Origin of the sequence: Nakamurella aerolata, assembly GCF_013002705.1 — a bacterium.
Lineage (GTDB): Bacteria > Actinomycetota > Actinomycetes > Mycobacteriales > Nakamurellaceae > Nakamurella > Nakamurella aerolata.
The window spans coordinates 698015-718184 of sequence record NZ_JABEND010000001.1; the positions used below are offsets into that span (position 1 = coordinate 698015).

Sequence of the window (20170 nt, forward strand, 5' to 3'; positions counted from 1 at the left end):
CCAGCTGCCTTTACGCTTGGCGCCATGACTTCAGCGGACACCCTCGACCAGCCGGCAGCCGCCGGCACTCGCACCGACCCGGAGTGGTGGCGCTCGGCCGTTGTGTATCAGATCTATCCACGCAGCTTCGCCGACGCCGACGGCAACGGGGTGGGCGACCTGCCCGGCATCACCTCGCAGTTGCCGGCGCTGGCCGATCTCGGGGTGGATGCGGTGTGGTTGTCGCCGTTCTACACCTCACCGCAGGCCGACGCCGGGTACGACGTGGCCGACTACCGCGACGTCGATCCGATTTTCGGCACCCTCGCCGACTTCGATGCGATGGCGGCCAAGGCCCGTGAGCTGGGGCTGCGGCTGATCGTCGACCTGGTGCCCAACCACTCCTCCGACGAACATCCGTGGTTCCAGGCGGCGCTGCGGGCGGCTCCCGGTTCACCGGAGCGGGCCAGGTATCTGTTCCGGGACGGTCGCGGGCCGAACGGCGACGAGCCGCCCAACAACTGGCGCTCGGTGTTCGGCGGGCCGGCCTGGACCAGGGTCACCGAGGCCGACGGCCGGCCAGGGCAGTGGTACCTGCACCTGTTCGACACCAAGCAGCCCGACTTCGACTGGACCAACGAGGAGGTCAAGGAGGAGTTCCGTCAGGTGCTGCGGTTCTGGCTGGACCGCGGCGTCGACGGCTTCCGGGTCGACGTTGCGCACGGCATGGTCAAGCAGGCCGGTCTGCCGGACGAGGCGGAGGACGCCGAAACCGCTGTGATGGCACAGGCTCCGGTGGTCGAGGCGGAGGGGGCGGGAGCGGCCCAGCCCGGCCAGCAGGTGACCGCGTCGGAGGCGTCGGCGGCTCCGCAGGCGTCGTCCGACGAGCCGGCGGTGACCGACCGGTCGCTGTACTCCAACTACTCCCCCGCCTGGGACCAGGACGGCGTGCACGAGATCTACCGCGACTGGCGGCGGATCCTCGACGAGTACCCGGGCGACCGCATGATGGTCGCCGAGGCCTGGGTGTCGCCGCTGTCCCGGCTGGCCCGTTACATCCGGCCGGACGAGATGCAGCAGGCCTTCAACTTCGAGTTCCTGTCCGCCCGCTGGGACGCCAAGACGCTGCGCACCGTCATCGACGCCTCGCTGGCCACCGCCGGCAGCGTCGGCGCCCCGTCCACCTGGGTGCTCAGCAACCACGACGTGATCCGGCATGCCTCCCGCTTCGGCATCGACTACGTCGACCGTCCCAACGGCATCGGCCCCGACGACCCGCAGCCGGACGCCGCCCGCGGGTTGCGCCGGGCCAGGGCCGCGACCCTGATGATGCTGGCGCTGCCCGGCTCCGCCTACCTGTACCAGGGTGAGGAACTCGGCCTGCCCGACAACACCACGATGGCGCCGGAGTTCCGGCAGGATCCGGTGTTCCGGCGTTCCGGTGGCACGGAGGTGGGCCGGGACGGCTGCCGGGTGCCGATCTCGTGGCAGGCCGACGCGCCAGCCCTCGGTTTCAACGAGACCGGCAAAACCTGGTTGCCGCAACCGGATTCGTACCGCGAGCTGGCCCGCGACCAGCAGGCCGGCAAGGCGGACTCGACACTGGAGATGTACCGCGCTGCGCTGCGGCTGCGGAAGGAGAACGGTCTCGGTGACGGCGCGCTGCAGTGGGCGGCCGAGCAGCCGGACACCGCGGTCGCGTTCAGCAACGCGGGGGTCGGTGTTGTCGCCAACCTCGGCGACGCGCCGATCGCCGTCCCGGCCGGCGAGGTGCTGATCAGTTCCGGTCCGCTCACCGACGACGGTTTGCTGCCGCCGGAGACCACGGTCTGGGTGCGGACCTGATCAGTGCTCAGGGATCAGTAGCAGCTTGCCGGTGGTGCGCCGCGCGGCCAGGTCGTCCTGCGCCCGCGCGGCGTCCGGTAGCGGGTACTCGGCGCCGATCGACACGGTGAGCCTGCCGTCGGCGATCCAGCCGAACACCTCGTCGGCGCGGCGCAGCAGTTCGTCACGGCTCGCCACGTGGTCTTTCAGGGTCGGCCTGGTCAGGAACAGTGAGCCGGCGGCGTTCAGCCGTTGCGGATCGACCGGGGCGACGGGGCCACTGGCGGCGCCGAAGAGCACCAGCGTGCCGCGGGTGGCGAGGCTGGCGAGCGAGTCGTCGAAGGTCGCCTGGCCGACGCCGTCGTAGACGGCGGCGACGCCGGTGCCGTCGGTGAGATCGCGGACGGTGCCCGGGATGTTCTGGTAGCCGACGATGACGTGGTCGGCGCCGGCCCGGCTGCTCAGCTCGGCCTTGTCGGCGGTGGACACGGTGCTGATGACGGTGGCGCCGAGGATCTTGGCGATCTGGGTGAGCAGCAGCCCGACCCCGCCGGCACCGGCATGGATCAGCACGGTGTCGCCCGGCTGGATGCGATAGCTGTCGCGGGCCAGGTAGTGCGCGGTGAATCCCTGCAGCGGCACCGCTGCGGCCTGCTTCAGCTCGACGTGCTCCGGTACCGCGACCAGCCGATCGGCCGGACCGGTCACCGCGTCGGCGTACGAGCCCGGCAGTGATTCCCACGCCACCCGGTCGCCCACCCGTACCCCGGTGACGTCCGGCCCGACCGCTTGCACGGTGCCGGCGCCCTCGCTGCCGGCCACGGCCGGCAGCTGCATCGGATAGCGGCCCTCACGCTGGTAGATGTCGATGAAGTTCACTCCGGCGGCGGCAATGTCGACGGTGACCTCGCCGGAGCGCGGAGCCGGCAGCGGCACCTGGGTGTACTGAAGCACGTCGGGTCCGCCGGTGCGGCTGTACTGGATCGCATTGACCTGCTGGGTATCGGCTGCGCTCATCCCACTGGCTCCTTGAACGTCCGCAGGAACATCGAATTTTGTTGGTGTTTCAACTCGTGTTGAGCACCGATCGGGTGTCGAATATTCCCAGACGCCCGGCCGATGCCGGTCGCCCCGTCTACCCGGGAGGTAACAGTCATGACAGCTCCGTTGACCGGCGCCGGTTTGTTCAACTCGATCCGCACGACGGTGATCATCAATGCCATTGTCGGCATCGCTCTGGGTCTGATCGCGCTGTTCTGGCCGGGGCCGACGTTGTTGGTGATCGCGCTGCTGTTCGGCTTCGCGCTGATTGTCGCCGGCATCTTCCGGATCGTGATGGCCTTCAGCGCCACCGAGCTGTCCGGCGGTTCGAGGGCGCTGCTCGGCGTCCTCGGGGTGTTGATCGTGATTGCAGGGTTCATCTGCCTGTTCCATCCGGGTGACGCGTTGGTGGTGCTGGCCATCGTGATCGGCGTCGGCTGGATCTTCTCAGGGGTGCACGATCTGATGCTCGGCTTCCGGGGCACCACCGTGGGCCCGCGGTGGTTGTCGTTCGTGTCCGGTGTGCTGTCGATCATCGCCGGCATCATCATGTTCACGCTGCCGGGGCTCACCCTTGCGGTGTTCATCACCTGGGGTGCCATCTTGCTGATCATCGTGAGCATCGTCGCGCTGTTCAACCTGCCGGCGAAGGCCACCGAACGCACTGACGCCACCGTCGGCCGGTAACGCTCTGACGGCTACCGGCCGCGGATTGCCTTACGGAGCTTGGGCAATCGCTCGGCGACCGGCCGCTCGGCTCCCCTGGCGACCGGCTGGTAGTAGTCGACACCCACCAGCTGATCGGGCGGATACTGTTGCTGCGCAACGCCTTCGGGACGATTGTGTGGGTAGATGTAGTTCTGGTGGTTGCCCAGTTTTGCGGCGCCTGGATAGTGGCCGTCGCGCAGATCGGGCGGCACCAGCCCGGCCTTGCCGGCCCGCACGTCGGCCATGGCGGCATCGATCGCGGTGATCACCGAGTTCGACTTCGGCGCCATCGCAAGGTGGATGGTGGCCTGCGCCAAGCCGATTCTGGCTTCCGGCAGGCCGACCAGCTGCACCACTTGGGCGGCGGCCACCGCGGTCGGCAGCGCGGTCGGGTCGGCCATGCCGATGTCTTCGCTGGCGTGCACCATCAGCCGGCGGGCGATGAAGCGAGGGTCTTCGCCGGCCTCGATCATCCTGGCAAGGTAGTGCAGGGCGGCGTCGACGTCGCTGCCGCGGATCGACTTGATGAAGGCACTGATCACGTCGTAGTGCTGGTCGCCGTCGCGGTCGTAGCGCACCGCGGCCTTGTCGAGGGCGCGTTCCACCGCTTCGAGATCGATGACGGATGACGAGCCGACGCCGTCGGCGGCGGCTTCCAGCGCGGTGAGGCTGCGCCTGGCGTCGCCGCCGCCGAGCGCGATCAGGTGGGCCTTGGCCTCGTCGGCGAGTTGGAATCGGCCGCCGAGGCCACGCTCGTCGGCGAGCGCGCGGTCGATCAGCTCGGCGAGGTCGTCGTCGGTGAGTGGGCGCAGCTGCAGCACCAGCGAACGCGACAGCAGCGGCGAGACCACCGAGAAGAACGGGTTCTCGGTGGTGGCGCCGATCAGGATGACGGTGCGGTCCTCCACTGCGCCGAGCAGCGAGTCCTGCTGGGTCTTGGAGAAGCGGTGCACCTCGTCGATGAACAGCACCGTCTGATCGCCGGTGCGGCGCAACGACTCTCTGGCTTCGGCGATGACGGCGCGCACCTCTTTGACGCCGGCGGATAGCGCCGACAGCTGCGCGAAGCGGCGGCCGGCGGCGCCGGCAACCAGGGTGGCAAGGGTGGTCTTGCCGGTGCCTGGCGGGCCGTACAACAGCATCGACGACGGCGCCCCGCCCTCCACCAGCCGGCGCAGCGGCGCCCCCGGCCCGAGCAGGTGCTGCTGGCCGAGCACCTCGTCCAGCGTGGCCGGCCGCATCCGCACCGCCAGCGGCGCGTTCGGGTCGACCGGTTGACCCGGCCGCCACTGCCCCGCGCTGCCGGCCCCGCCGTCGGGCGCCGAGCCGGCACCCGACGCCGCTGGCGCGTCGAAGAGTCCCTGTTCCGTCATGTCCACTCGACGGTACCCAAGACGTCCGACAGCGACGTCCGTCATCACCCCAGATCAGTACTTGATGTTGATCTGCTTGACCTGGGTGAAGCCCTCCATGGCGCCCTCGAGGGAAACCTCACGGCCGATGCCGGACTGCTTGTAGCCCCCGTAGGCCTGGCCGATCACCTGGCCGCCGCCCTGGTTCACCTGCACCCAGCCGGAGTCGATGCGGTGCGCGGTGTCGAGGGCCTCGTCAAGGTCGTCCGACCAGACGTAGGCGGCCAGCCCGTAGTGCGAGTCGTTGGCCATCCTGATCACCTCGTCGCGGTCGGTCCACGGGATGGCGACCAGCACCGGCCCGAAGATTTCCTCCTGCGCCACCCGCCAGGAGTTGTCGCCCATCGAGAAGATGGTCGGGCCCTGGTAGAAGCCGTCGAGATCGTCGGGGATGTCGGTGGACTTGTCGACGGCCAGTTGCACACCGTCCTGGCCCTTGCCGTCGGTGATGTACTCGTTGATCCGGTTGAACTGCTTCTCGTTGATGATGGCGCCCATGTCGGTGGCCTCGTCCAGCGGGTCGCCGACCTTCATGGCAGCGGCCTTCTCGGACACCGCGGCCAGCACCTGGTCGTAGACGTCGGCGTGGATGAACAGCCGCGAACCTGCCGTGCACGACTGGCCCTGCCGGGCAAACCTGGTGGACAGCAACAGGTTCTGCGCCAGGGTGTCGATCATCTCAGGGTTCTGGGCGGCCGACGGGAACACGATCGACGGGCTTTTGCCGCCCAGCTCCAGCGACATGTGGGCCAGCCGCTCGCCCGCCGCGGACGCCACGTGCTTGCCGACGCCGGTGGAACCGGTGAACGACACCTTGTCGACGTCGGGGTGCTGCACCAGCGCCTCGCCGATCTCGGCGCCGTAGCCGGTGACAACGTTGAGCACACCCGGCGGCAGGAACTCGGCGGCGATCTCGGCCATCCGCAGGATGGTCAGCGGTGCGTCCTCGGCGGCCTTCAACACGATGGTGTTGCCGGCGGCCAGCGCCGCCGGGGTCTTGAAGCCGGCGATCATCAGCGGCGAGTTCCAGGGCAGGATCCCGGCGACGACGCCGAGCGGTTCCCGCCTGGTGTACTGCAGTTGCCGTTCGCCGGCCGGCAGTGTGACGCCCTTGAACTCGCCGGCCACTCCGGCGAAGTACCTGAACAGGTCGACGAGGGTCTGCGCCTCCGGCCTGGCCTGGGTGCGGATGGCGTTGCCGGTGTCCTTGGCGGTGAGCACCGCCAGTTCCTCGGCGGCGTCAGCCAACGCATCGGCCACCTTCCCCAGCGCCTTCTGCCGCTCCTTGAAGTGCAGGTCACGCCAGGCCGGGAAGGCCGCCCGCGCTGCCTGCACCGCCTTGTCGGCGTCCGCCTCCCGCCCGCGCGGCACCCTGGCAAGGGTGACCGACCGACGTCCGGCCGAGACCACGTCGATCCATTCGCCGGCCTCAGCGGTGACCGCCTCGCCGCCGACGTGCATGGCGACGTCGGGGACGGCCACGTTGTCGGCGTTGTCGTTGGTGGTGGCGGCGCCGGCACTGCTGGACTGCGGTGCGGTGGTGGTCATGTCACAAGCTCCTTCGATCGGTGTCAGCCGACCCGGTTCGCGGTCTTCGCCAGCCGCGGATCGGCAGCGTCGACCTCGGCCAGGTCCTGACCCTTGGTCTCGCGGTACAGCAACGTACCGATGACGGACACCAGGCCCATCGCCGCGATGTACACCGCGACCCAGCCCCAGGTCGAGTTGGCACTGGTGATCTCGTCGACCGGTGTGCCCTTGGCTGCCACGTTACCCAGCAGCGCCACCCCGATCAGCGGGGCTATCGAGCCGGAGAACACGCTGGTGAGTTGCGCGCCGATAGACACTGCGGTGTAACGGATCTTGGTGGGGAACATCTCGCTCATCAGCGCCGGCTGCACCGAATACATCAGGCCGTGGATGAACACCCCGAGCACCAGCCCGAGGGTGAACCACAGGTACGAGCCGTGGTTGCGGCTGCCGTCGAAGAGCAGGAAACCGACCCAGGCATAGCCGATCATGCCGAGCGCGCCGATCAGATAGATCGGCCGGCGGCCGATCCGGTCGGCCCAGGACGCCACCAGCGGGATCCAGAAGATCTCGAGGCCGTGCGCGATCAGCATGAAGCCGAGGATCGGCACCGCCGGTATGCCGACGCCGGTGAGATAGGTGATCGAGAACGTCACCACGGTGTAGTAGAGGACGTTCTCGCCGGCCCGCACCAGCATCGACACGATGATCTGCCGCGGGTAGTGCTTGAACACGTCGATGAAGGCGATCCTGTTGGACTCCAACTGTTCTTCGCGCTGCTGCGCCGCCTTGAAGATCGGCGCGTCTTCGACGCTGCGGCGGATCCACCAACCGATCAGCACGATGACCGCCGACAGCCAGAACGCCACCCGCCAGCCCCAGCTGTAGAACTGGTCCTGGGTGAGCACCGCGTTCAGCACCAGCATCACCACGGTGGCGATGAAGTTGCCCAACGGCACCCCGACCTGCGGGAAGCTGCCGTAGAAGGCGCGTTTGTCGTTCGGCGCATGCTCGGAGATCAGCAGCACCGCTCCGCCCCACTCACCGCCGACGGCGAAACCCTGGATGAAGCGCAGCACCACAAGGATGACGGCCGCTGCGTAACCGATGCTGTTGTAGCTGGGGATGCAGCCCATCAGGAAGGTGGCGACGCCGACGATGAGGATCGACAGCTGCAGCAACGTCTTTCGGCCGATGCGGTCGCCGAAGTGCCCGAACACGATGCCGCCGAGCGGCCGGGCGATGAACCCGATGGCGTAGGTGGAGAAGCCGTAGATCAGGCCGGTTTTGGCGGTCTCGCCGGGGAAGAACACCACGTTGAAGACGCCGAGTGCCACGGCGGTGCCGTATACGAAGAACTCGTACCACTCGACAACGGTGCCGGCCATCGACGCCGCAACGATCCGGCGGAGTTTGCCCCAGCCGGCGGGGGGTTTCGCCTCGGCGGACACGGTGCCGACAGCCGGCGGGTTCTTGCTGAGGTCACTCATCGCGGGCTCCTTGCTGCTGCGCTGTCGTCCCGGCTGCCGGGCCGGGCTGGGTCCCGGCTGAGCCGTCTGAGCCGTCTGAGCCGTCTGAGCCGTCAACAAGGCGGACCATGATGGCGCAATCCTTGTTCTCCCAACCCTTTTCCACCAGCTGGTCGAGCCGGTCGGACACCGCCTGGGCGAAGGCCAGCGGGGTGCCGGTGGTGTCGCCGGCCTGCAGCGCGAGGCCGATGTCCTTGCGCAGCAAGGCGGTCGCGAAGCCACCCTCGAAATCCCGGTTCACCGCTGCGGTGTCGGTGACCCCGGCGATCGGGTACCAGGTGCGCAGCGCCCAGCTGTCGCCGGACGAGACCGAGGCGAGTTGGTAGAAGGTCTGGGCGTCCAGCCCGAGCCGCTCGGCCAGCACCGCACCCTCGCAGGTGGCCTGCAGGCAGATGCCGAGCATCATGTTGTTGGTGATCTTCGCGGCCTGTCCGTTGCCCGGTCCGCCGCAGTGGAAGATCTTGCCGGCCATCACCTCGATCGCCGGGCGGGCCACGTCCAACACGTCGGCGTCGCCGCCGACCATGAAGGTGAGGGTGCCGGCAGCGGCGCCGGAGACACCGCCGGAGACCGGGGCGTCCAGGAACCGGAACCCGGCGCCGGCCGCCGCGTTGTGCAGCTCCCGCGCCGTGTCGATGTCGATGGTGGACGAGTCGATGACGACGGCGGTCTGCGGCGCGCTCGCGAGCACGCCGTCGGCGCCGGTGATCACCGCCTTGGCGTGTTGGCCGGCGGGCAGCATGGTGAAGATCAGGTCGGCGTCGGCCACCGCGTCGGCCACCGACTCCACCACGGTGACGCCCCCGGCCGCGGCCGCCGCCCTGGCCGGCTCGCTCAGGTCGAAACCCTTCACCCGATGCCCGGCGGCGACCAGATTCGCCGTCATCGGGGCGCCCATGTTGCCCAGTCCGATCCAGCCGATGTTCATTGCCGGAACATCCTTTCCACGACTCCGTTGTCTGAAGGTGCACTCATCTTGCGACCTGGGTGCGGTGATGCCAACCATTCGAGCCGTGCCGATCTCGCACACGGACTGTGCAATCTTGCACAGCAGCGCTCGCTGCTTCAGGCTGGACCATGTGCTGCGCGCCGACGATCTGCTCGTCCTGCTCGAGGTGGCCCGTAGCGGCACCCTGATCGGCGCCGCGGCCTCGTTGGGCATGGACCACACCACCATTTCCCGTCGGATCAGCGCACTGGAGGCCGCCGTCGGGGCGCGCGTGATGATCCGCTCGGCGCGCGGCTGCGAGCTCACCGAATTGGGCAGATCGCTGCTGGCCGCATCGGAAACGGTGGAACACGCGGTCGGGCAGGTGCGCACTCTCGCACAGCCGGGAGGGGTCAGTGAGCTGTCCGGTCTTGTCCGGATCTCGGCTCCCGACGCGTTCGCCGCGGAGTTCGTCGGTCCGGCGATGGCGCGGATGGTGCGCACCCACCCACGGGTCAGCGTCGAGCTGATCTCGGCCACCCGGCCGATGGTGCAGGGTCACGGCGCCGACATCGAGATCGGTCTCGGCTCGTCGTTGCCGAGGTGGGAAACCGTGCTGCTCAGCGAGTATCGGCTGGGGCTGTACGCCTCCAGCGACTACCTGGGCGATCACGGCAGCCCGGCCACCATGGCCGAGCTGACCGGCCACCAGTTGGTCTATTACGTCGAGTCGTTGCTGCGGGTGCCTGAGCTGGATGTGTTCGACCGGCTGTTTCCCGGGTTCGAGGTGCGGGTCGGTTCGACCAGCGTGCACGCGCAGCTGGCCGCCACCGTCGCCGGCGCCGGGATCGGTTTGCTGCCAACGTATCTGGCCGACCCGCAGGTGTCGCTGCGCCGGGTACTGCGGGCCGAGGTGGACGTCTCGCAGCGCTACATCGCCGGCCTCGCACCACGGGCGCTGCGCCGGCCGGCCACCACCGTGATGATGCAGGAGCTGCGCGCCGAGGTACGCGCCCGCCAGCACGAGCTGCTCGGTCGCGGCGCCCCACCCGGCTGACCTGATCAGACGGCGATCTCGGCCCGCTCCCCCGGCCCGGCCAGCCGCACCACGCGCTGCGGGGTGGCGAGATAGCAGCCGAGCAGCTGTACCGACGCCATGCGGCCGGCCTCGATCATGGCTTGGTGCCAGGCCCTGGTGTCGTCGTCGAGATAGGCGCCGGGGCGACCGAACGCGGCGACCAGGGTGCCGTGGATCGGCAGCTCGGACAGCAGCCGGCCGAGCTGCCGCGCCGCCCCCTCGTCCGGGGCCGACGGCAGTTGCTCAAGGCAGATCGGCTGCACCAGCCTGCCCTGCTCGTCGCAGAGCAGCAGCGCAAGGCTGTTGTTCTCCCGGTCGCGCAGGCTGCAGCACAGGTCGACAACGTCGGCGGCCAGGTTCGGATCGATCAGCGACTGGCTGGGCCAGCCCGTTGGCAGGTCTTCAAAACTCATGCCCACCAGGGTGATCGATCCCGGCCGGCTCAGCCGGAGTTGTCCACACTCCCCGGTTCGGCACCGTCGGCGGACGCGGCTGTTGGGGCCGTTGCAGCCGGCTCAGCAGGTTTCGCCGGGCCGGCCGGTTTGCTACCACCGGCCGGCTTGGTGTCGACGCCGGCTTCCTTGCGCTGGGCTGCGGTGACGGGTGCCGGCGCCCCGGTCAGCGGGTCGTGGCCGCCACCGGACTTCGGGAAGGCGATCACCTCGCGCAGCGAGTTGGCACCGGCCAGCAGCATCACGATCCGGTCCCAGCCGAAGGCGATGCCGCCGTGCGGCGGGGCGCCGAAGCTGAAGGCGTCCAACAGGAACCCGAACTTTTCCTTCGCCTCGTCCTCGGTCAGGCCCATCACCGAGAACACCCGCTCCTGCACATCGGCGCGGTGGATACGGATGCTGCCGCCGCCGATCTCGTTGCCGTTGCAGACGATGTCGTAGGCATAGGCCAGCGCGCTGCCGGGGTCGGTGTCGAAGGTGTCCATCGACTCCGGTTTCGGCGAGGTGAAGGCGTGATGCACCGCCGTCCATGCCCCGCTGCCGACGGCGACGTCACCGGCCGCGGCGGCGTCGGCGGCCGGCTCGAACAGCGGCGCGTCCACCACCCAGACGAACGACCACTGCGCATCGTCGATCAGCCCGTCACGACGGGCGATCTCGTTGCGGGCAGCACCGAGCAGTTCCTGGCTCTGCCGCCGCGGGCCGGCGGCGAAGAACACCGCGTCGCCCGGCTGGGCGCCGACCTGCTCGGCCAACCCGGCGCGCTCGGCGTCCGAGATGTTCTTGGCGACGGGACCACCGAGGACGTGCCGGCCCTGCTCGTCTTCGGTCACCGTCACATACGCCAATCCCTTGGCGCCGCGCTGTTTTGCCCATTCCTGCCAGGCGTCGAAGCCGCGCCGCGGGGTGGCTGCTCCGCCGCGCTGCACCACCGCGCCGACGTAGGGCGCCTGGAACACCCGGAACGGGGTGTCGGAGAAGAAGTCGGTGAGTTCGGTGAGCTCAAGGTCGAACCGCAGGTCCGGCTTGTCGCTGCCGTAGCGGTTCATCGCGTCGGTGAAGCTGATCCGCGGGATGGGGGTCGGGATCTGGTAGCCGATCAGCTTCCACAGCGCCACCAGCACCTGTTCGGCCAGCGCGATCACGTCGTCCTGGTCGACGAAGCTCATCTCGACGTCGAGCTGGGTGAACTCGGGCTGCCGGTCGGCGCGGAAATCCTCGTCCCGGTAGCAGCGGGCGATCTGGTAGTAGCGCTCCATCCCGGCCACCATCAGCAGCTGCTTGAACAGCTGCGGCGACTGCGGCAGCGCGTACCAGCTGCCCGGCCGCAGCCGGGCCGGCACCAGGAAGTCGCGGGCGCCCTCCGGCGTGGAGCGGGTCAACGTCGGGGTCTCGATCTCCACGAAGTCGTGGTCGGCCAGCACCCCGCGGGCGGCGGCGTTCACGGCCGAACGTAGCCGCAGGTTGGCGGCCTGCTCGGGCCTGCGCAGGTCGAGATAGCGGTACCGCAGCCGGGTTTCCTCGCCGACGGCGCCGGGCGCGCCCGGTCCGCTCGAGTCGCCGATCTGGAACGGCAGCGGCGCCGATTCGCTGAGCACGTCGAAGTCGGTGACGGAGATCTCCACCTGCCCGGTGGGCAGCTCGGGGTTGTCGTTGCCCTCGGGCCGCCGCTCCACCACCCCGGTCACCTGTAGGCAGAACTCGTTGCGCAGCCGGTGCGCCCGCTCGGCCGCCTCGCCCTCGCGGAAGACCACCTGAACAACACCGGAGGCGTCCCGGAAGTCGATGAAGATGACGCCGCCGTGGTCGCGCCGCCGCCCGACCCATCCGGCCAGCGTGACGGTGGTGCCTTCGTCGGCGAGGGTCAGCGATCCAGCGGGGCGGTCACGCAGCACAGTCAACGTCCTTCGGTGCGGTGGTGGCGGGTGGAGCGGGTCGGGAGTACCGGGTTGGCTGGTACGGAGCCGCCGACGATCCTACGGCGTGCCGCGCCGCCGCTCACTGCGCCGAGCCAGTGCTCATCTCGCAGTGCTCATCTCGCAGTGCTCATCTCGCAGTGCTCATCTCTCGTCGATCATCAGGTTGATGGTGTAGCCGTCGGAGCGGTAAGCGTGGTCACCGAACTCGATCCCGCCGCCCTGGGCGTCGAACGCCATCCGGCTCATGGTGAGCAGCGGCTGGGAACCGCGGATCTTCAGGTGTTTACGTTCGGTCGCCGTCGGCATCCTGGCGCCGATCGACTGCCTGGCCACCACCGGCTTTACCCCGCGCTCGCGCAGCAGCGCGTACAGACCCCTGATGGCCAGCTCGGTCTCGGTGAGATCGGACAGCGCCGGCGGCAGCCAGTTGTGCAGCACCGCAAGCGGGCTGCCGTCCGCGGTGCGCAGCCGGACAACGGCCAGCAGCGGAGTCCCGGCCGGCAGGTCGAGCGCGGCGGCGGCGCGTTCGTCCGTTGTGGTCTCCATCGAAAGCACCGTTGTCTGCGGAGTGCGCCCGCTGCGCTGCAGATCGTCGAACAGGCTGGTGAGCTCGGCCCTGCGGTGCACCTTGCGGCTGGCCACCGTTGTACCGAGGCCGCGGCGGCGCACCAGCAGGCCGTGATCGACCAGCTCGCCGATCGCCCTGCGCACCGTCGGACGGGACAACCGCAGCCGCTGCGCCAGCGCTGTCTCGTTCTCGAACGGGTCGCCGGGCTGCAACACCCCGCTGCTGATAGCGGCGGAAAGTTGCTGTGCCAGTTGGTGATACAGCGGTACCGGGGACGACCGGTCGATCGTCACGCTCAGCGGCTGCGCTGTCATGACCGGCGATGGTAGCCGCCGGAACCCCCTGGCACCACAACCACACGACAAACTGTGCATATGTCAGTACATAGCGTTGACAGCCCGGTGCGGGCCCCGGCAGGCTGGCAGGCAGCCGGCTTGGAGGACATTTCATGACACATTCGTTGCGCGCCGCCGCCGATCGCATCGCCGGGGCGCCGATCTCCTGGGGAGTCTGTGAGGTCCCCGGCTGGGGCTTTCAGCTCCCGCCGGACCGGGTGCTCGAGCAGATGCGCGAGGTCGGCCTGGTCGCCACCGAGTTCGGGCCTGACGGGTTTCTTCCCGAACAGCCCGCGGCGAAGGCGCAAACCCTTGCCGCCCACCGGCTGGCCGCCGTCGGGCAGTTCGTCCCTGTGGTGCTGCACCGGCGCGACCACGATCCCGAACCCGAAGTCCGGCAAGCGATCGATGGCCTGCTGGCGGCCGGGGCGAGCACGGTTGTGCTGGCCGCTGCCACCGGCACCGAGGGTTACGACCAACGCCCCGAGCTCGACCTCGACAGCTGGAACCTGTTGCTGAGCAACCTGAATCGGCTCGTCGCGGTGATCCGCGCGGCGGGCCTCACCCCGGCGGTGCATCCGCACGTCGGCACCATGGTGGAGTCCGGCGACGAGGTGCAGCGGGTGCTGGACGGCAGCGACATCGGCATCTGCCTCGACACCGGGCACCTGCTGATCGGCGGCGGTGATCCGGTGGCGCTGGCCACCGAGCACCCCGACCGGATCGCGCACGTTCATCTCAAGGACGTGAATGCCGCGCTGGCCGGGCAGGTGCGCTCGGGTGCGGTGGCCTACGCCGCCGCGGTCGCCGACGGGTTGTACGTGCCGCTCGGGGCCGGCGACGTCGACGTCGCGGCGATTGTCCGCGCGCTGGAGCAAAACGGCTACCAGGGCTGGTACGTGCTGGAGCAGGACGCGGTGCTCTCCGGCGACCCCGCCACCGATCCGAACGCCGCCGACCCGCTGGACGACGTCCGCACCAGCATCGCCTTCATCCGCAGCACCGTCGCCGCACTGCCCGGCAACACCGAAGGGGCTCAATGAGTTTCGACCTGCTGGCCATGGGCCGCTCCGGCGTCGACATCTATCCGCTCGATCACGGAGTACCGCTGCCCGAGGTGAAGACCTTCGAGAAGTTCCTCGGCGGCAGCGCCACCAACGTCGCGGTGGCCACCGCCCGCTACGGGCACCCGGCCGCGCTCGTCACCGGGATCGGACGCGACCCGTTCGGGCAGTACGTGCACGACGAAGCCGCCCGGCTGGGCGTCGACCCCCGCTACATCACCCCGATCAAGCAGACCGACGGCCCGCCGACCCCCGTCACCTTCTGCGAAGTGTTCCCGCCCGACGACTTTCCGCTGTACTTCTACCGCTACCCGATCGCTCCCGACCTGCTGATCGAGCCGGACCAGCTGCCGCCGGAGGAGGTGATCCGGCAGGCAAAGGTGTTCTGGTGCACGGTGACCGGGCTCAGCCAGGAACCCAGCCGCGGCACCCATTTCGCGGCATGGCAGACCCGCGGGCGCGCCAGGCACACCGTTCTTGACCTCGACTACCGCCCGATGTTCTGGGACAGACCGGCCGCTGCCACCGAGCAGGTCGGCAGGGCGCTGGAGCAGGTGACCATCGCGGTCGGCAACCGGCAGGAGTGTGAGATCGCTGTCGGCGAAACCGATCCGGACCGCGCGGCCGACGCCCTGCTGGAGCGTGGCCTCGAGCTCGCCGTCGTCAAACGCGGACCGGAGGGGGTGCTGGCGGCCACCGCGGACGAGCGGGTGCTGGTGCCGCCGTTCGAGGTCCCGGTGGTGAACGGGCTCGGCGCCGGCGACGCATTCGGCGGGGCGCTGGTGCACGGTCTGCTCTCCGGCTGGGGGTTGCAGCAGACCCTGCAGTTCGCGAACGTGGCCGGAGCCATCGTGGCGTCCCGGCTGGAGTGTTCCACCGCCATGCCGACCGCCGCCGAGGTGCAGCAAGCCATCGACACCGGGGTGGCGCCATGAGCGTCGAAGGCCTCACCGATATCAGGGCCACCGCGCCGGAACGCGTCGAGCAGGGCTGGACCGCCCGTCGCCGGCGTCCGCTGCTACGCCCGGACGGCCGGCTGATGCTGGTGGCCGCTGACCACCCGGCCAGGGCGGCGCTCGGCGTGCGGGACCGGCCGGACGCCATGGCCGATCGCGCCGACCTGTTGCGGCGCTTGCTGATCGCCCTCGCCAACCCCGCTGTCGACGGGGTGCTCGGCACCGCAGACATTCTTGACGACCTGCTGCTGCTCGGTGCTCTGGACGGCAAGGTGGTGATCGGCTCGATGAACCGGGGCGGCCTGCAAGGATCCGTCTTCGAGTTGGACGACCGGTTCACCGGGTACACGGCCGCTGTGCTGGCGGCCCGCGGGTTGGACGGCGGCAAGATGCTCACCCGCATCGACCCTGACGATCCGGCGACCGTGCGCACCCTCGAGCGGAGCGCGCAGGCGATCGACCAACTGGCGGCGCAGCGACTGCTGGCGATGGTCGAACCGTTCTGGTGCCGGCGTTCCGACGGCCGGGTGCACAACATGCTGACGCCCCAGGCCATCATCCGGTCCATCACGGTCGCCTCGGGGCTGGGGGCGGATTCCTCCCACACCTGGCTGAAACTGCCCGTGGTCGAGGGTCTTGAGCAGGTCATGGCCGCCACCACGCTGCCGACGCTGCTGCTGGGCGGCGACCCGACGGGTCACCCGGACGACACCTACGCCGCCTGGGGCGCAGCACTGGCGCTGCCACCGGTGCGCGGCCTGATCGTCGGCCGGGCGCTGCTGTATCCGCAGGACGACGACGTGGCCGCGGCGGTGGCCACCGCGGCCGAGCTGGTGCACGGGCAGCAGCTCCCCCGCCAACCCGACGAGACGGAGAGCCTGCATGGCTGACGGCACCGGAGCCGACAACAACCGCTGGGTGTTCCCGGACGGCCGGCTGCGCACCGGCGAGTACCGCACCCTGGTCGACCCTCAGCAGCCGGACATTGAGGGTTGGCAGCACACCGGTCTCGGCATCGTCGAGCTGGGCGGCGCACGGACCCACCGACTCACCCTCACCGACCGCGAGGCCATCGTCGTGCCGCTGCGCGGCGGAGTGCAGGTGAGCACCGAGGCCGGCACGCTCACCCTGGCCGGCCGCGCCTCGGTGTTCGACGGACCCACCGATGTCGCCTACCTGCCGCCGGGCAGCACCGCCGAGCTGACCGCAAGCGACGCCGAAGCGGAATCTTTGGTAGCGGTGACTTTTGCCGTCGTCCCGCCGGATCTCGCCGCGACCGAGGGGGGATCGGCGCCGGTACTGGTTGCTGCCGCTGAGGTTCCGGTGGAGCGACGCGGCGCGGGCCAGTGTTCCCGGCTGGTCCGCAATTTCGGGACCCCGGACGCGCTGCCCCAGGCACGGCGCATCATCGCCTGCGAGGTGGTGACACCGGCCGGGAACTGGTCGTCGTTCCCGCCGCACAAGCACGATGCCGAGCGGCCCGGCGAAGAGACCGAGCTTGAGGAGATCTACTACTTCGACGTCAGCGCCACCGATCCGCACAGCGGCGATCCGGTTGGCCTGCAACAGGTCTACGCCAGCGACGACCGGCCGATCGATGTGCTCACCGAGGTCCGCCCCGGCGACGTTGTGCTGGTGCCGTACGGCTGGCACGGACCGGCGGCGGCACTGCCGGGTTACCACCTGTACTACCTGAACGTGATGGCCGGGCCGGGGCCGGAGCGGGCCTGGCTGATCAGCGACGACCCGAACCGCGGGTGGGTCCGCGACAGCTGGCAGCAGCAACCGCTCGACCCCCGATTGGAGGGCATGCAGTGACCGCACCCCAAACCCTGCGACTGACCACAGCGCAGGCCCTTGTCCGATTCCTGGCCGCGCAGTACACCGAACGCGACGGCCGGCGGCAGCGGCTGTTCGCCGGCGTGCTCGGCATCTTCGGGCACGGCAACGTCGCCGGGGTCGGCCAGGCCCTGCTGGAAAACGAACTGGCCCAACAGGACTCTGCCGATCCGGCTCCGGCACTGCCGTACGTGCTGGCCCGCAACGAGCAGGCCATGGTGCACACCGCCGTCGGCTACGCCCGCCACCACGACCGGCTGCAGACCTGGGCCTGCACCGCCTCGGTCGGGCCCGGCTCCACCAACATGCTCACCGGCGCCGCGCTGGCCACCATCAACCGGATCCCGGTGCTGCTGCTGCCGTCCGGCACCTTCGCCACCAGGGTGAGCGCTCCGGTGCTGCAGGAGCTGGAATCCCCTGCTGCCGGCGATGTTTCGGTCAACGACGCGTTCCGGCCGCTGTCGGCCTACTTCGACGAGGTGGAGCGCCCCGAGCAGCTGCCGTCGGCGTTGCTGACGGCGATGGCGGTGCTCACCGACCCGGCCCGCACCGGCGCCGTCACGGTGTCGCTGCCCCAGGATGTGCAGGCCGAGGCCGCGGACTGGCCCGTCACCCTGTTCGCCGAGCGCACCTGGACGGTGCCGCGGCAACGACCCGACGTCGAGCAGCTGCGCAGGGCCGCCGAGCTGATCCGCGGCGCCAACACCCCGTTGATCGTGGCCGGCGGCGGCGTGCACTACTCCGGCGCCGAGGACGAACTGGCGGCGCTCGTGGCCGACACCGGCATCCCGGTCGCCGAAACCCAGGCAGGCAAAGGCGCTTTGCTGCATGGCGACCCGGCGTTGCTCGGCGCCATCGGCTCCACCGGCACCACCGCAGCCAACGCGATCGCCGCCGACGCCGATGTGGTGATCGGCATCGGTACCCGCTACAGCGACTTCACCACCGCCTCGCGCAGCGTCTTCGGAAATCCGGACGTGCGCTTCGTCAACGTGAACGTTGCGGCCGCGGACAGCGTCAAGCAGTCCGGCCTTGCCGTCACCGGTGATGCCAAAGAGTCGTTGCGGGAGTTGCGGTCTGCGCTTGCCGGCTATCGAGTGCCGCAGCCGCTCACCAATCGCGTCGGCGAGCTCTGGCGGGAGTGGGACCGGCAGGTGCAGGCCAGCTATCAGCCGCCGGCCGAGGTGACCGACCGGCTCGACGCCGGGCTGCTCACCCAGGGCCAGGTGCTCGGCGCGGTGAACGAGCTGTCCGATCCGCGCGACGTGGTGTTGTGCGCCGCCGGGTCAATGCCCGGCGATCTGCACAAGCTGTGGCGGGTCCGCGACCGCAAGGGCTATCACGTCGAGTACGGATACTCATGCATGGGCTATGAGATACCGGCGGCCATCGGCGTCAAGCTCGCCGACCCGGCCCGCGACGTCTTCGCCATGGTGGGCGACGGCGGCTACCTGATGATGCCGGCCGAGCTTGTCACCGCGGTGCAGGAACGCGTCAAGATCATCGTGGTGCTGGTGCAGAACTACGGGTTCGGCTCCATCGGCGCGTTGTCCGAATCCCTCGGCTCGCAACGCTTCGGCACCCGCTACCGCTACCGTGACGGCGCCCCCGACGCGGGCGGGCAACTTGACGGCCCACTCATCGAGATCGATCTGGCCGCCAATGCCCGCAGCCTCGGTGCCACCGTGATCGAGGTGTCGGACGCCGACCAGCTGGCGGCGGCCATCGCCACCGCCAAGGCCGCCCCCGACGACGGCGGGCCGGTGGTGATCCACGTCAGCACCGACCCGTTCGTCTTCAGTCCGGACTCGGCGGCCTGGTGGGACGTTCCGGTGGCGCAGGTGTCGCACCTGGACTCAACGCAAACGGCTTTCGACGAGTACACCGAACACAAGAAGCACCAACGCGAATACCTCGCACCGGCAGATCCCGGCCCGACAGCACCGAAAGAGCACTCATGAGCACACCTTTGCGGGTCGGCGTCATCGGCGTCGGGATGATGGGTGCCGACCACGCCAACCGCCTGGCGAACCGGATCGCCGGTGCCCAGTTGACGGTGGTGTCCGATCCCCGCGCCGACCAGGCCACCGCGGTGGCGCAGCAGTACGGTGCAAGGGCCGAGGCTGATCCGCTGCGGTTGATCGCCGCCGACGACGTCGATGCGGTGCTGATCGCCTCCCCCGGCGTTGCCCATCCCGAACAGTTGCTCGCCTGCATCGCGGCCGGCAAGCCGACGCTGTGCGAGAAGCCGATGACGATGGACTCCGAGTCGTCCATCGCGGTGCTGCGGGCCGAGGCGGCGGCCGCCGAGCCGGTGCTGCAGATCGGTTTCATGCGCCGCTTCGACCCCGGTTATGTCGAGTTGAAGGCGCTGCTCGACTCCGGCGAGCTCGGTCGATTGTTGTTGCTGCACAACGTGCACCGCAACAAGCAGGTCCCCAACCCCGACTTCCGCTCCGAGATGATCGTGCGGGACTCGCTGGTGCACGAGGTCGACGTCGCGCGGTTCCTGTTCGACGAGGAGATCACCGCCATCCAGGTGCTGTCGCCGGCGCCGAGCAGCCTGGCCGGAGCGGGGGTCATCGACCCGCAGGTGGCGATCTTCACCATGGCCGGCGGCGGCATGGTGACCAGCGAGGTGTTCTGTAACAGCCAGACCGGTTACGAGGTGCGCTGCGAGGCCGTGGCCGAGCGCGGTTCGGTGATCGCCGGCCAACCGTGGAACACCCTGTACCGCACCACGGTTGACAGTGTCGCCGGCGCTGGTGGCACCGGCGGCTCGGTGGGCAGGTGGGGCGGGCGGCTCCCCGACGACTTCACCCAGCGCTTCGCCCGCGCCTACGACATCGAGGTGCAGGCCTGGGTGGACGCGGCCCGGCGCGGCGAGCGGATCGGTCCGAGCGCCTGGGACGGTTACGCCGCCACCGCCGTGTGCACCGCCGGCATGCAGTCGCTGGTCAGCGGCGAGCGTGTCGCCGTCGACCTCATCGCACCGCCGGGCGCCTAGC

17 protein-coding genes are annotated in these 20170 nt (G+C 69.6%); 9 read left to right on the forward strand and 8 right to left on the reverse strand.

What is annotated here, in order from left to right; all coding sequences use genetic code 11:
• Positions 1–24: 24 nt before the first annotated feature.
• Positions 25–1824, forward strand: a complete 1800-nt coding sequence (locus tag HKD39_RS03040; RefSeq protein WP_171198307.1) for a glycoside hydrolase family 13 protein — start codon at positions 25–27, stop codon at positions 1822–1824.
• Here the strand turns inward: HKD39_RS03040 and HKD39_RS03045 are convergent, their stop codons facing one another.
• Positions 1825–2820 (reverse strand): quinone oxidoreductase family protein, encoded by a 996-nt coding sequence (locus tag HKD39_RS03045; protein ID WP_171198308.1) that lies wholly within the window; start codon positions 2818–2820, stop codon positions 1825–1827. It abuts the gene before it with no gap.
• Positions 2821–2958: 138 nt separating this feature from the next.
• Between HKD39_RS03045 and HKD39_RS03050 the strand changes: the two genes are divergently transcribed.
• Positions 2959–3531 carry an HdeD family acid-resistance protein gene (locus HKD39_RS03050; RefSeq protein ID WP_171198309.1) on the forward strand — a complete coding sequence of 191 codons (573 nt, stop codon included), beginning with the start codon at positions 2959–2961 and terminating at the stop codon, positions 3529–3531.
• Between the two features lie 11 nt (positions 3532–3542).
• Here HKD39_RS03050 and HKD39_RS03055 read toward each other — a convergent pair whose 3' ends face one another.
• The 4 genes from HKD39_RS03055 to mmsB all read right to left on the reverse strand — a co-directional run bounded on the left by HKD39_RS03055 (position 3543) and on the right by mmsB (position 9185).
• Entirely contained in the window at positions 3543–4793 is a 1251-nt protein-coding gene (locus HKD39_RS03055; RefSeq protein WP_425488411.1) for a replication-associated recombination protein A, read from the reverse strand.
• A gap of 186 nt (positions 4794–4979) precedes the next feature.
• Positions 4980–6425 (reverse strand): aldehyde dehydrogenase family protein, encoded by a 1446-nt coding sequence (locus HKD39_RS03060; protein WP_171198439.1) that lies wholly within the window; start codon positions 6423–6425, stop codon positions 4980–4982.
• Positions 6426–6535: 110 nt separating this feature from the next.
• A complete protein-coding gene (locus tag HKD39_RS03065) occupies positions 6536–7984 on the reverse strand; it encodes an MFS transporter (RefSeq protein WP_171198311.1) in 1449 nt (482 codons plus the stop codon).
• Positions 7977–9185 carry a 3-hydroxyisobutyrate dehydrogenase gene (gene mmsB, locus HKD39_RS03070; RefSeq protein WP_343074542.1) on the reverse strand — a complete coding sequence of 403 codons (1209 nt, stop codon included), beginning with the start codon at positions 9183–9185 and terminating at the stop codon, positions 7977–7979. The genes HKD39_RS03065 and mmsB overlap by 8 nt, the downstream gene beginning before the upstream one ends.
• On the opposite strand from mmsB, the gene HKD39_RS03075 reads away from it, so the two are divergent.
• A complete protein-coding gene (locus tag HKD39_RS03075; protein WP_212753804.1) occupies positions 9067–10008 on the forward strand; it encodes a LysR family transcriptional regulator in 942 nt (313 codons plus the stop codon). The genes mmsB and HKD39_RS03075 overlap by 119 nt on opposite strands.
• A gap of 5 nt (positions 10009–10013) precedes the next feature.
• Here the strand turns inward: HKD39_RS03075 and HKD39_RS03080 are convergent, their stop codons facing one another.
• The 3 genes from HKD39_RS03080 to HKD39_RS03090 all read right to left on the reverse strand — a co-directional run bounded on the left by HKD39_RS03080 (position 10014) and on the right by HKD39_RS03090 (position 13282).
• Positions 10014–10442, reverse strand: coding sequence for a hypothetical protein (locus HKD39_RS03080; protein ID WP_171198313.1), 429 nt, complete (start codon positions 10440–10442; stop codon positions 10014–10016).
• A 29-nt stretch (positions 10443–10471) separates the two neighbouring features.
• Positions 10472–12376, reverse strand: a complete 1905-nt coding sequence (aspS, locus tag HKD39_RS03085; RefSeq protein WP_171198314.1) for an aspartate--tRNA ligase — start codon at positions 12374–12376, stop codon at positions 10472–10474.
• A 165-nt stretch (positions 12377–12541) separates the two neighbouring features.
• Entirely contained in the window at positions 12542–13282 is a 741-nt protein-coding gene (locus HKD39_RS03090) for a GntR family transcriptional regulator (RefSeq protein WP_171198315.1), read from the reverse strand.
• A 134-nt stretch (positions 13283–13416) separates the two neighbouring features.
• On the opposite strand from HKD39_RS03090, the gene HKD39_RS03095 reads away from it, so the two are divergent.
• From HKD39_RS03095 to HKD39_RS03120, 6 genes are read left to right on the forward strand one after another with little or no spacing between them, the layout of a single operon-like run.
• Positions 13417–14346, forward strand: a complete 930-nt coding sequence (locus HKD39_RS03095; protein WP_171198316.1) for a TIM barrel protein — start codon at positions 13417–13419, stop codon at positions 14344–14346.
• On the forward strand, positions 14343–15302 hold the full coding sequence (gene iolC / locus HKD39_RS03100; protein WP_171198317.1) for a 5-dehydro-2-deoxygluconokinase: 960 nt from the start codon (positions 14343–14345) through the stop codon (positions 15300–15302). The genes HKD39_RS03095 and iolC overlap by 4 nt, the downstream gene beginning before the upstream one ends.
• On the forward strand, positions 15299–16213 hold the full coding sequence (locus HKD39_RS03105; RefSeq protein ID WP_171198318.1) for a Cgl0159 family (beta/alpha)8-fold protein: 915 nt from the start codon (positions 15299–15301) through the stop codon (positions 16211–16213). Before iolC ends, HKD39_RS03105 begins: the two co-directional genes overlap by 4 nt.
• Positions 16206–17141 carry a 5-deoxy-glucuronate isomerase gene (gene iolB, locus HKD39_RS03110; protein WP_171198319.1) on the forward strand — a complete coding sequence of 312 codons (936 nt, stop codon included), beginning with the start codon at positions 16206–16208 and terminating at the stop codon, positions 17139–17141. Before HKD39_RS03105 ends, iolB begins: the two co-directional genes overlap by 8 nt.
• Positions 17138–19123, forward strand: a complete 1986-nt coding sequence (gene iolD / locus HKD39_RS03115; protein ID WP_343074543.1) for a 3D-(3,5/4)-trihydroxycyclohexane-1,2-dione acylhydrolase (decyclizing) — start codon at positions 17138–17140, stop codon at positions 19121–19123. Before iolB ends, iolD begins: the two co-directional genes overlap by 4 nt.
• Positions 19120–20169, forward strand: a complete 1050-nt coding sequence (locus HKD39_RS03120; RefSeq protein WP_171198320.1) for a Gfo/Idh/MocA family oxidoreductase — start codon at positions 19120–19122, stop codon at positions 20167–20169. Before iolD ends, HKD39_RS03120 begins: the two co-directional genes overlap by 4 nt.
• Position 20170 lies beyond the last annotated feature (1 nt).